This is a genomic window from Agrobacterium burrii, from assembly GCF_017313405.1.
Taxonomy (GTDB): domain Bacteria; phylum Pseudomonadota; class Alphaproteobacteria; order Rhizobiales; family Rhizobiaceae; genus Agrobacterium; species Agrobacterium burrii.
This window is the reverse complement of the sequence record NZ_JAFLNA010000012.1, coordinates 39,827-52,099: the sequence shown is the minus strand read 5'-3', so window position 1 is coordinate 52,099 and position 12,273 is coordinate 39,827. Positions and strand designations below refer to the sequence as shown.

The following is a 12,273-nucleotide window of genomic DNA, read 5'->3' as shown; positions in this document are numbered from 1 at the left end:
TCGGTTGCAAAAACGCGCCCCGTGAATAGCCTGTGCGGCATGGATTCTGGTACCGGGAGGGTTCCCCGCATGTCGCACAGCAATGAAAACGTCACCGTTCTCGCAAGGCTGGATGAGCTGGAGCGGTTTTGCCGCAGTGTTTTCCTCGCTGCTGGCACGGATGATGAGACGGCCGATGCAGCAACTCGCGCCATGATGCATGGCACAAGGCTCGGCGTCGACAGCCACGGCGTGCGCCTGCTTGCCCACTATATCACTGCCCTTGAAGGCGGACGTCTCAATCGGCGGCCGCAGATCCGCCGCGTCTCCGGTTTCGGCGCGGTGGAAACCGTCGATGCCGACCATGCCCATGGCGCGCGCGCCACCTATGCGGCCATGGACAATGCCATGGCGCTGGCCGAAAAATTCGGTATCGGCGCGGTGGCGATCCGCAATTCCTCGCATTTCGGTCCGGCCGGCGCCTATGCGCTGGAAGCGGCGCGGCAGGGTTATATCGGCCTTGCCTTCTGCAATTCCGACAGTTTCGTGCGCCTGCATGATGGCGCGATGCGGTTCCACGGCACCAATCCCATCGCCGTCGGTGTGCCGGCGGCTGATGACATGCCGTGGCTTCTGGATATGGCCACCAGTGCTGTGCCCTATAATCGCGTTCTGCTTTATCGCAGCCTTGAACAGCAATTGCCTGATGGTGTGGCGTCTGACGGTGACGGCGTCGACACGCAAAATCCCCATGCCGTTGAAATGCTGGCACCACTCGGCGGCGCATTCGGCTTCAAGGGCGCGGCGCTGGCTGGCATGGTCGAGATTTTCAGTGCCGTTCTCAGCGGCATGAAGCTCAGTTTCGATATAGATCCGATGGGCGGGCCGGATTTTTCCACACCGCGTGGCCTTGGAGCCTTCGTTTTGGCGCTGAAGCCGGAAGCCTTCCTTGAACGGGAAGTGTTCGACGAGGGCATGAAACGTTATCTTGAAGTGCTGCGCGGCTCGCCCGTACGCGAAGATTGCAAGGTCATGGCGCCGGGCGACCGGGAATGGGCAGTGGCGGCAAGACGCGAAAGGGAAGGTGCACCCGTCGATCCCGTTACCCGCACGGCCTTTGCAGAACTGGCGTCGAAATTCTCGATCACCCCGCCCGCTTATCATTAAGGCTGGTTCTGCGCTCCGTCAGGCGGGGCGCAGCAGCATGTTGGGACGCGGATAGGGGGCTTTCGCCGCGCCAAGTCTTTCAGCAACCACCGGGCGTCCGAGATAATAGCCCTGCGCATAATCGATCTCCAGCTGGCGCACCAGCCGCAGTTGTTCTTCCGTCTCCACGCCTTCGATCAGGATCTTGTGGCCGCGGTTGCGGATGAGGCGGATCATGTCCTGCAGCATTGCCCGGCCGCGCGGCGTGTTGCTGTCGTGCAGGAAGGAGCGGTCGATCTTGACGGTGTCGAAATCGGTCATGCGCAGCCAGGAAAGGCCGGCAAATCCGGTTCCGAAATCATCGAGCCAGATGTTGATACCGAGCGTTTTCAGGTCGTTCAGGCAGCGCAGCAAATCCGAATGTATTTCCATATCCAGACCTTCGGTGATCTCGAAGGCGAGCCTGTTGCCGGCAATGCCGGCCTCGACGAGGATCGCTGCAACCGACGTGGCAAAGCCGGGATTTTTCAGCTGCATGGGGGATACGTTAACACTGACCACGCCCACCCGGTCATCGGCAAGAATCTGCTTGCAGACGGTCTTGATGGTCCACAGGCCAAGTTCCATGATCGTGCCGGTGCGTTCGGCGATCGGAATGAAGATGCCGGGCGAAACGGCGCTGCCATCGAGCAGGCGAAGCCGCATCAGGGCTTCTGCCCCCGGTGTTTCATTGGTCGAGACGTTGAGGATCGGCTGATAGACAAGCGAAACGAGGTTTTCCGCCACGGCGATTTTCAAAAGTGCTGCGATGTTTTCCGTCTCGTCGCTGGTCTGCGGATCGTCCGGGTCGAACAGTTTCATGCAATTGCGGCCGTTGGCCTTGGCGATATAGAGCGCCCGGTCGGCCTCGTTGATGATTTTCTCCAGCTTGCCGTCCGGATTGGCGCGGGTGAAGGACGCGCCGATGCTGACGGTGACGACGAAGGTGCCGTCGCGGCGCTGGTCGTGGGCCAGCGACAGGTCTTCGACGGTGTGGCGGATCGTCTCCGCCAGCTCGCCCACCTGCTGCCTGGATTTGAACGGCACGAGAACGATGAATTCCTCACCGCCATAACGACCGATGGAAGCGCCATGCCCGGCGATCGCATCCTGCAGCGCATTGCCCACCGTCACCAGGCACTTGTCGCCTTCCTGGTGGCCATAGCGGTCATTGTATTTCTTGAAGAAGTCGACATCGATGAGGAGAACAGCAAAACCCTCCTCCTTCTTGCTCCAATTTTCCCACAGCAGACGCAGCTGATGGTCGATGGCGCGGCGGTTCTGCAGGCCCGTGAGCGAATCCGTATTCGAAAGCCGCAACAGCGCCTGGCCGCGCTCATCCGCCGCCTTCTGCTGGGCCTTGGCCTCCAGCGCGTTGAGAAAGACGTGATAACGTTCCCGGTTCAGGTTCCAGTTCACATAGGAGGTGAAGACGAAGCAGGAAATGTAGAAGGTGCCGAACGCCACCTTGTAGAACACATCTTCGGGAAACTGCGTCAACGCCAGAAAATAGGTGACGAGAATGATACCTGATGACACGAGCGACAGGTGGAAGCGGAAGGTGAAGAACAGGTTGGCGCCCATCATGAAGATCGCCCCGAAAACCATGTAATAGGACATGTTTTCGAGGTTGTCGGTCAAAAGCGAAGGCAGCAGCCAGCCAATATAGCCCATGACAAGCGCAGTGGCGCAGGTGAGGTCGAGCGCTGCGGTGCTGGCGCCCCTGCGCAGCTGGATCTCCAGCGTCAGCAGCGATGAGACGACCACGAGCAGGCGGGCGATGATGGCGTAAAACGCGACGTCGGGGATTAGAATAATGTCGGTGACGGCAAATAGCAGATAGATGAAAACGGCCGTCCACAGGCCCTGTCTGATCGAGCCACGGCGGCTGCGCTCACCTTCCTGCTGGTAAAGGGCAAGAAGTTCATCAGAAAACCGGGAGTCCGGCCGCCGATAGTCTTGCTGTCCATTCACCTCTCCCAACGTGTGCCTCATGCACTTTCCCATAGTGTTGCGTATACTTTTTTAAGTAACTGCTTATTCCACTTTTCCGTGTGCTCACGCACCCGGTGCGGGTTCCTGCCGATCTCTGCCGATATGCGTGCAGAACCGGGAAAGGAAGAACGCATCATACGTTCGCAACATTAAGTTTCACTAAATCGCGTATCCGCTTTCTCCTCCGCCCACGAGTGTGACCAAAAAAATACGCTAATGTAGAAATCTATCCCTACACCGCTCAAAAATTGAAAGCGAGTGGCGTTCCGTCTTCCAGAAACGTATAGTTAACAATGTGTTAATACTGGAGGCTGAAGTGGTGCGGGTAAAGAAGAAAAATCTGGACGGGGCAAGTCTGATCACCCCTGATACTGTCGCAAAAGAGATTTTTGCACGCAGAACCGAAACATTCGATGAGCAGTTCGCAGTTGCGAAAGCAGAGATCGCCATCATTCTCGAATTGGCACAGCAGCAATTCGACAATGGTGTTTTAGCGCATGAGATAATACATCGGACGGCGGGTGCGCTGCATGGATTGCGGGATAAACTCCACTCCAGCGTGTGGGCAGAACTGATCCCGCTGGTACAGAATCACTCGGTATCGGAGCATTTTCTCGAAGATCCCTTCACCCGGTGGTCGTTCGAAAAGCCGAGGGGCTATTCCGGCGACGCCCAGTTGCTCGATTTCATCTACGGTCACGACAGCGTTGCCGGGCTGGTGAAAAACGCCTCACCGCTGGGTGCTGCCCTTTACGATTACACAAAGGATGCCAGTTCCTCGGTTGCCGTGCGCGAGCGGCGGGACCTGCTGACGCGGTTCGTTGATGAGGCCGCCGCCCGGCACGGCGAGGAGACGGAAATCCTCACCATTGCCTCCGGCCACCTGCGTGAGGCGGATGCTTCGGTGGCGCTTAAAGAGGGCAGGATCAAGCGCTGGGTGGCGCTCGATCAGGATCCCTTGAGCGTCGGCTCGGTCGCCCGCGATTTCGGCGGCCGCGGCGTGGAGGCAATTGACGGTTCGGTGCGCGATATCGTCCTGCGCACGCAGGAACTCGGCAGCTTCGATCTGATCTATGCGGCAGGCCTTTATGATTATCTGAACGACCGCGTGGCGATCAAGCTGACACGGCGCTGCATGGAGATGCTGAAGCCCGGCGGCATGTTCCTCTTCGCCAACTTCTCCGAAGATATCGTCGTCGACGGCTATATGGAGACCTTCATGAACTGGGCGCTGCTGCTGCGCTCGAAGGCGGATATGTGGCGGATCGTCAATGCCAGCGCCGATCCTGCAAGTATCGAGGCGGAGGTGTTTTTCGGCGAGAACCACAATATCGTCTATGCGACGATGCGTAAGAAGGGCTGAGATAGAAAGCCGCGCTCGTTATTCCTTCGTGGGAGGCGAGCGGATGCCACTTGTTTCTTCTCCCCGACCGGGGAGAAGTCCGCGGCAGCGGGATGAGGGGGCAAGGGTGCTGTCAATCGCTGGCGTAGCGCCCACATCCGACCCTTCGGGCCACCTTCTCCCCGCCGGGGAGAAGAAATGCGCGGCGACGTCGTCCCCATTTCGTCACCCGTCCCTCGCCAATAACCATTTGATTAAACCATATCGCAGGCCTAAGAATCCGCGCCGAATGGATTGCAGAATGGAATGGCTGAAATGAAGAGATATTATTCGGATATGGGCGGTCTGCCGGGGCAGACGGAACTGCTGTCGAGCAAGGCTGTTTTCAAGACTGCCTATGCGGTCATCCCCAAGACCGTGATGTCCGATATCGTGACAAGCGTGCTGCCGCACTGGACCGGCACGCGGGCCTGGATCATCGCCCGGCCGATGACGGGTTTTTCCGAGACTTTCGCGCAATATATCGTCGAAGTGCAGCCGGGTGGCGGCAGTGAGCGGCCGGAGCCGGATGAGCGGGCGCAGGCGGCGATCTTCGTTGTCGAAGGCGAAATGACCGTGACGTTCGAAGGCGCGCAGCATGCGCTGCGGGAGGGCTCGTTTGCCTACCTGCCGGCCGGTGCGCGCTGGCAGGTCCAGAACTCCGGCAAGGCGCCGGTCAAGTTCCATTGGGTTCGCAAGGTGTTTCAGGCGGTTGACGGGCTGGAAGCCCCGCCGGCGATCTTTTCGCATGAAGACCAGATCGCCATGTCGGCCATGCCCGATACCGAAGGCAAATGGGCGACGACCCGCTTCATCGATCCCGAAGACGTGCGTTACGACATGCACCTCAACATCGTCACCTTCCAGCCGGGTGCGACCATTCCCTTCATGGAAACGCATGTGATGGAACATGGTCTTTACGTGCTGGAGGGCAAGGCGGTCTACCGGCTGAACGAGGACTGGGTGGAAGTTGAGGCCGGTGACTTCATGTGGCTGCGCGCCTATTGCCCGCAGGCCTGTTATGCGGGCGGCCCCGGCCGGTTCCGTTACCTGCTCTACAAGGATGTGAACCGTCACGTGAAGCTCTGGTAAAGGGCATTCCGGCGGCGAAATCCGTGAATTATCGCGCAATCCGGCGGGTTGCGCGATAAATGCTTGCGTTAAATCGAATATCCCTAATAAATCCCGATATGCGGACGGTCGTCGCCGTGCCGCACCGTTTGGCATCCGCCTGCATCTACCCTTGAGAAGACTGCCCGTATGAGTGAGACGATCGATACCAATATCTTCAATCTCGCGCCCGTGGCGATGTGGATCGAGGATTTCAGCGCAGTTAAGAACCAGTTCGATATCTGGCGGGCTGAGGGTGTCGAGGATTTCAGGGCGTTTCTTCTCGAAGATTTATCGCGGGTGGCGGCCTGTTCGCAGAAAATTCGCGTTATCAAGGTCAACGCCAGGACGCTGGAACTGTTCGAGGCGCGCGATCAGGCGCATCTCGTCGACAATCTGCACCGGATTTTTCGCGACGACATGCTGGAAAGCCATGTGAATGAGCTTTCCGAACTCTGGGCCGGCAAGACGGAATTCACAAGCAATGCCGTCAACTATTCGATCGGCGGCAAACGGCTGGATATCCAGCTGCGCGGCGCGGTCATTCCCGGCCACGAAGCGACGCTCGGGCGGCTGCTGTTGACCACCGAGGATGTGACGGAACGGGAGGAGGCTCGCCGCAAGGAGCTTTTCAATCGCCGTTATGCCGAGGGCATGTTCAAACATTCACCGGTTTCGCTCTGGGTGGAAGATTTCAGCCGAGTCCGTCGATTGATCGAGGAGGTCAGGGATCGCGGCATTGTCGATTTCCGGGTGTTCACGGATGTGCATCCGGAATTCGTGCGGCAATGCATGAGCGAAATTCGTGTCATCGACGTCAATCGAGCCACGCTCGACCTGTTCTGCGCGCCGGACCGGCAGGTGCTGCTGCAGCGGCTCGGCGATATTTTCCGCGGCGAGATGGAAAAGCCGTTCCGTGAACAGCTGATGGAGCTTTGGAACGGTAATCTCAACCACCATCGCGAGGTGGTGAATTATGCGCTTGATGGCTCGGAGCGGCATGTTCTCCTGCATTTTTCCGTCTTCCCCGGCCATGAGCAGGACTGGTCGCTGGTGCAGGTGGCGCTGACGGACATCACCGCGCGCAAGAAGGCGGAAGCCTATCTCGAATATCTCGGCAAGCACGATGTGCTGACCAAGCTGCACAACCGCGCCTTTTATTCGGACGAGCTGAACCGGCTGGAGCGCAATGCGCTCAGGCCCGTTTCCGCCATCGTCATCGATCTCAACGGCCTGAAGGAGGCCAATGACAAGCTCGGCCATGATGCCGGCGACGCCCTGCTGCGGCGGGTGGGAGAAGTGTTGAATGGCGTGGTCACTGCGCCGAACCATGCGGCGCGCATCGGCGGTGACGAATTCGCCATCCTTCTTCCCGGCGCCGACAAACAGATTGCCGCTGCCATGGTTGAAACCGTCTATGAGCTGCTGAAGATCAACAACCAGTTTTATTCAAGTGCGCCGCTCAGCCTGTCACTGGGAGTAGCGACCAGCGAAGTCGGCGAGACGATGGAATCGCTGGTGCGCCGGGCAGATATGAATATGTACGAACATAAGAACGCCTATTATGCGGCCCTGCGCAACAGATCTGCCGATAATGGCGAGACGACGAAGAACAACCCGTCCGAGGCCGCCCCGCTTAAGCGTCTGTTCTGAGGAAAGGCGCGGGCGCTTCAAGGTGCGGGGGGCGTTCTAGCCTTCTGCGACGATTTACATCATCTCGACGTCACCCCTCGGCTTGTCCCACTCCTGTCCGGTTTAAATTTCCGGGCAGGTCGCAGTCCCTCTGAAGTCGGTGATGAAGGGTGAACATTCCCACGGCGTCATCCTCGGCCTTGTGCCGAGGATCTGACCACGTCGAATAAAATCAATACGTTGGTAGATCCTCGGGACAGGCCCGAGGATGAAGTCGGCGCAATTGGCATGACTTTCCTTCCCGTTGGACGCCGCCGCTCTTGAGAGTCTTGTGCCTTGTCCAGAAATTTAAACCGGACAGGAGTGGGAGAAGCCCGGGGAGCACGTTGGTGCGATTGGCCCGACGCCCCCTCCCGTTTCACGATTCCACTCTTCCTTAGTGTGCGGTCAGGGCCGTACGCATCTTCACAAGCGCGTGAGACAGCTGTTGCGCTGCAACATTTCCATTGCCCGAATTTTACATACGTCTTAGTATGTATGTAAATATGACCTTTTTTGTGGATTCGGAGCGCAGTATGGCGAAGAAATTGGGGCAGATCGTGGCGGTGTTATTGACGGGCATCGTTCTGGTCGGATGTAGCGACGAGCAGGCCTCTGCGCCCGCTGCGCCGCCGCCCGGCGCGGTGAAAGTCGTGACCGTGAAACAGGAAGAGCTGCCCATCACCAACGAATTGCCGGGACGCATCGCGCCGACACGGCTTGCCGAAGTGCGCCCGCGCGTTTCCGGCATCATCGTCGAGCGGGTGTTTGAACAGGGCTCGCTGGTGAAGGCGGGCGACGTTCTCTACCGGATCGATCCTGCGCCGTTCCAGGTGCGCGTCGACAGCGCCGAGGGAACATTGCGTCGGGCGCAGGCTGCACAGCTACAGGCGCGGCAGACGGCCGACAGGCAGCAGCAGCTGCGTCGCTCCAATGTCGGCTCGCAGCAGGAATTCGACAATGCCATCGCCCTGCTGGCGCAGGCCGATGCCGAGGTGGCCGTTGCCGAAGCTGGCGTCGCGGAAGCCAGGCTCAATCTGCAATATGCCAATGTGACCGCACCCATCAGCGGCATGATTGGCCGTGCGCGCATCACCGAAGGCGCGCTCGTCAGCGCCACCGGCTCGGAAAATCTCGCGACAATCCAGCAGCTCGATCCGATTTATGCCGACTTCACCCAGCCGGCCGCCGATCTCATCCGGCTGCGCAAGGCCTTGCAGGAAGGCCAGCTGATGACCGGCCCGAACGAGGCCGAAGTCAACCTGCTGTTCGATGACGGCAGCCGTTATCCGCTTTCGGGCCGCCTGCTGTTCTCAGAGGCGGCAGTTGACGAAACCACCGGTCAGGTGACGCTGCGCGGCGAATTCCCCAACCCGAACGGCGATCTGCTGCCGGGCATGTATGTCCGCGTCCAGATCCAGCAGGGCATCCAGAAGGCGGCCTTTGCCGTGCCGCAGCAGGCGGTGCAGCGCGATGCGGGCGGGCAGGCGAGCGTGCTTGTGGTGAACGCTGAAGACACCGTCGAGCAGCGGCGCGTCAGCGTCGGTCGCTCCATCGGCGATCGCTGGGTGATTTCGGAAGGCCTTGACGATGGCGACCGCGTCGTTGCCGAAGGTTTCCAGAAAACTGCGCCCGGCGCCAAGGTGAAGCCCGAGCCGTGGTCTGACGAGCCGGATGTCGCTGCCGCCGCCGGCAGTGACGGCGCTGCCGCTACCGAGACCCCGGCCGCGAAGCAATAAGGACCGATTTCATGGCACGTTTTTTCATCGATCGGCCCATTTTTGCCTGGGTCGTCGCCATCTTCATCATGCTGGCGGGCCTGCTTGCCCTTCCCATGTTGCCGATTGCGCAATATCCGAATGTGGCCCCGCCGCAGATTTCGATTGCGACCACCTATCCCGGTGCTGCGCCCGAAGACATCTATCAAAGCGTCACGCGGCCCATCGAGGAGGAGCTGAACGGCGTTCCGGGTCTTCTCTATTTCGAATCGACTTCCGAATCGTCAGGCAGCATCTCCATCAACGTCACCTTCGCGCCGGGCACCAATATCGGTGAAGCGCAGGTCGAGGTTCAGAACCGCATCGCCCGCGTTCAGCCGCGTCTGCCACAGGCGGTGACGCAGCAGGGGCTGCGCGTCGAACAGGCCGGCACCTCGTTCCTGATGATGGTGGCGCTCACCTCCGTCGACGGCAATACCGACGCCATCGGCCTCGGTGATTATCTCAGCCGTAACGTGCTCGGCGAGTTGCGCCGCGTGCCGGGCGTCGGCAGCGCGCAATTATTCGCCACCCAGCGCTCGATGCGCATCTGGATGGACCCGGACAAGATGCTCGGGTTGAGCCTCACCTCGTCCGACGTCATCTCGGCCATTCAGGCGCAGAACTCGCAGGTTGCGGCGGGCCGCATCGGCGCGTCGCCGAACCCCATCGGTCAGCAGATTTCGGCCACCGTCAACGTGCAGGGCCAGCTGACTTCGCCGGAAGAGTTCGGCTCCATCGTGCTGCGCGCCAATCCGGACGGCTCGTCCGTGCGGTTGCGCGATGTGGCGCGGGTGGAAGTGGGCGGCGAAAGCTACGCGTTTTCCAGTCGCCTGAACGGTAAGCCGACGGCGGCCATCGGCGTGCAGCTGTCGCCCACCGGCAATGCGTTGCAGACCTCCGATGGCGTGCGCGCCACCATGGAGGAGCTGTCGCGGTATTTCCCGCCGGGTCTGGAATATGAAATTCCCTACGACACCAGCCCCTTCGTGAAAATCTCCATCCAGAAGGTGATCAACACGCTGGTCGAGGCGATCATTCTCGTCTTCGTGGTGATGTTCGTCTTCCTTCAGAACATCCGTTACACGATCATCCCGACCCTCGTGGTGCCGGTGGCGCTGCTCGGCACCTGCGCCATCATGTATGTCTCGGGTTTCTCGATCAATGTTCTCACCATGTTCGCCATGGTTCTCGCCATCGGCATTCTGGTCGATGACGCTATCGTCGTCGTCGAGAACGTCGAGCGCATCATGGCGGAAGAGCATCTGTCGCCCAAGGAAGCAACCCGCAAGGCGATGGGCCAGATTTCCGGCGCCATCATCGGCATCACGCTGGTGCTGACGGCGGTGTTCGTGCCCATGGCCTTCTTCCCCGGTGCGGTCGGTATCATCTACCAGCAGTTCAGTCTGACCATGGTAGTGTCCATCCTGTTTTCGGGCTTCCTTGCGCTGTCGCTGACACCGGCGCTCTGCGCGACGTTCCTGAAGCCTATCAAGGCCGGGCACCACGAGAAGAAAGGTTTCTTCGGCTGGTTCAACCGTGGCTTCGACAAGGCCTCGCATAAATATTCCTCGTCGGTCGGCAGCATCATCAAGCGTTCCGGCCGTTTCATGGTCATCTACGCGGCGCTGCTTGCCGGTCTCGGCTGGGCCTATATGCAATTGCCAAGCTCCTTCCTGCCCAATGAGGACCAGGGTTATCTGATCGTCGATATCCAGGCGCCGGCGGAAGCCAGCAGCGAACGCACGCTTCAGTCCATCCAGCAGATCGAAAAAATCTTTCTGGCGGAACCGGCGGTCGATCGCGTCATCGCAATTTCGGGCTTCTCCTTCTCCGGTTCCGGCCAGAATGCCGGTCTCGCCTTCGCGACGCTGAAGGACTGGAGCGAGCGCGGGCCGGAAGATTCCGCATCCGCCATTGCCCAACGCATCAACGGCCAGCTGTGGGGCCTGCCGGGCTCCATGTCCTTCACGCTGTCGCCGCCGCCCATTCAGGGCCTCGGCAACTCCAGCGGCTTCACTTTCCGCCTGCAGGACCGCGCGGGTGCCGGACAGACCGCACTCAGCGCAGCCGGTGCGCAACTGATGGCGGCGGCGCAGAAAAGCCCGGTTCTGGCCGGACTGCGCGTTGAAGGCATGCCGGATTCACCGCAGGTCAATCTCATCATCGACCGTGAAAAGGCCAACACCTTCGGTGTGACCTTCAGCGATATCAACGCCACCATCTCGGCCAATATGGGCTCGTCCTACGTCAACGACTTCCCCAATGCCGGCCGCATGCAGCGCGTGACGGTGCAGGCGGAGCAGGGCCAGCGCATGAAGACGGAGGACCTGCTGCACCTCAACGTCCGCAACGCCAATGGCGGCATGGTGCCGGTCAGCTCCTTCGCCACGGTGGAATGGGTGCGCGGTCCCTCGCAGGTGGTAGGTTACAACGGCTATCCGGCGATCCGTATCGGTGGCCAGTCGGCACCGGGTTATTCCTCCGGTGACGCGATTGCGGAAATGGAGCGTCTGGCCGGTGAGTTGCCGAATGGTTTCGGTTTCGAATGGACAGGCCAGTCATTGCAGGAAATCCAGTCCGGCTCGCAGGCGCCGGCCCTCATCGGCCTCAGCATCCTGTTCGTCTTCCTGCTTCTGGCGGCGCTTTACGAAAGCTGGTCCATTCCGCTCTCCGTCATGCTGGTGGTGCCGCTCGGCGTCATCGGCTCGGTGGCGGCGGTGATGATGCGCGGCATGCCGAACGACGTCTACTTCCTCGTCGGCCTCGTCGCCATCATCGGGCTTTCGGCGAAAAACGCGATCCTGATCATCGAATTCGCCAAGGATCTGCGGGCCGAGGGCAAATCCACCTATGATGCGACGGTGGAGGCGGCCCACCTGCGCTTCCGGCCGATCCTGATGACCTCGCTCGCCTTCTCGCTCGGCGTGCTGCCGATGGCGATTGCCTCGGGTGCGAGTGCGGCCAGCCAGAACGCCATCGGCACCGGCGTTCTGGGCGGCATGATCTCGGCGACGATCCTCGCGATCTTCTTCGTTCCCGTCTTCTTCGTCTTTGTCATGAAGTTTTTCGGGGATCGGAAGAAGGACGACAAGATTGCTGCTGACGCCGTGTCGCTGGCGGAATAAAACGGATGTGAAAGCCGGATCATGTTCATGTGACTGACAGTCCGGCAATGCAGAAAGGCACGGTGCG

At 60.0% G+C, this 12,273-nt stretch carries 7 protein-coding genes; 6 read left to right on the top strand and 1 reads right to left on the bottom strand.

The window, feature by feature from the left end; genetic code table 11:
* The first annotated feature begins 69 nt into the window (after positions 1 to 69).
* Positions 70 to 1,146 carry an Ldh family oxidoreductase gene (locus JZX89_RS20695; protein WP_207135226.1) on the top strand — a complete coding sequence of 359 codons (1,077 nt, stop codon included), beginning with the start codon at positions 70 to 72 and terminating at the stop codon, positions 1,144 to 1,146.
* Between the two features lie 18 nt (positions 1,147 to 1,164).
* Here the strand turns inward: JZX89_RS20695 and JZX89_RS20690 are convergent, their stop codons facing one another.
* Positions 1,165 to 3,159, bottom strand: coding sequence for a putative bifunctional diguanylate cyclase/phosphodiesterase (locus tag JZX89_RS20690; protein WP_207135225.1), 1,995 nt, complete (start codon positions 3,157 to 3,159; stop codon positions 1,165 to 1,167).
* 316 nt (positions 3,160 to 3,475) lie between these two features.
* On the opposite strand from JZX89_RS20690, the gene JZX89_RS20685 reads away from it, so the two are divergent.
* From JZX89_RS20685 to JZX89_RS20665, 5 genes are all read left to right on the top strand, one after another.
* Positions 3,476 to 4,522, top strand: a complete 1,047-nt coding sequence (locus JZX89_RS20685; RefSeq protein WP_207135224.1) for a class I SAM-dependent methyltransferase — start codon at positions 3,476 to 3,478, stop codon at positions 4,520 to 4,522.
* 285 nt (positions 4,523 to 4,807) lie between these two features.
* Positions 4,808 to 5,632: a bifunctional allantoicase/(S)-ureidoglycine aminohydrolase gene (locus JZX89_RS20680; RefSeq protein ID WP_207135223.1), complete on the top strand. Its 825-nt coding sequence runs from the start codon at positions 4,808 to 4,810 to the stop codon at positions 5,630 to 5,632.
* Positions 5,633 to 5,800: 168 nt separating this feature from the next.
* On the top strand, positions 5,801 to 7,303 hold the full coding sequence (locus tag JZX89_RS20675) for a sensor domain-containing diguanylate cyclase (protein ID WP_207135222.1): 1,503 nt from the start codon (positions 5,801 to 5,803) through the stop codon (positions 7,301 to 7,303).
* 554 nt (positions 7,304 to 7,857) lie between these two features.
* Positions 7,858 to 9,060, top strand: coding sequence for an efflux RND transporter periplasmic adaptor subunit (locus tag JZX89_RS20670; protein ID WP_369809579.1), 1,203 nt, complete (start codon positions 7,858 to 7,860; stop codon positions 9,058 to 9,060).
* Between the two features lie 11 nt (positions 9,061 to 9,071).
* Positions 9,072 to 12,206 (top strand): multidrug efflux RND transporter permease subunit, encoded by a 3,135-nt coding sequence (locus tag JZX89_RS20665; RefSeq protein ID WP_207135221.1) that lies wholly within the window; start codon positions 9,072 to 9,074, stop codon positions 12,204 to 12,206.
* Positions 12,207 to 12,273: the final 67 nt, after the last annotated feature.

What these genes read in the sequence shown, in the direction of transcription:
- JZX89_RS20695 (WP_207135226.1), top strand. Translation starts at nt 70, where the DNA reads ATGTCGCACAGCAATGAAAACGTCACCGTTCTCGCAAGGCTGGATGAG.
- JZX89_RS20690 (WP_207135225.1), bottom strand. Translation starts at nt 3,159, where the DNA reads ATGAGGCACACGTTGGGAGAGGTGAATGGACAGCAAGACTATCGGCGG.
- JZX89_RS20680 (WP_207135223.1), top strand. Translation starts at nt 4,808, where the DNA reads ATGGCTGAAATGAAGAGATATTATTCGGATATGGGCGGTCTGCCGGGG.
- JZX89_RS20675 (WP_207135222.1), top strand. Translation starts at nt 5,801, where the DNA reads ATGAGTGAGACGATCGATACCAATATCTTCAATCTCGCGCCCGTGGCG.
- JZX89_RS20670 (WP_369809579.1), top strand. Translation starts at nt 7,858, where the DNA reads ATGGCGAAGAAATTGGGGCAGATCGTGGCGGTGTTATTGACGGGCATC.
- JZX89_RS20665 (WP_207135221.1), top strand. Translation starts at nt 9,072, where the DNA reads ATGGCACGTTTTTTCATCGATCGGCCCATTTTTGCCTGGGTCGTCGCC.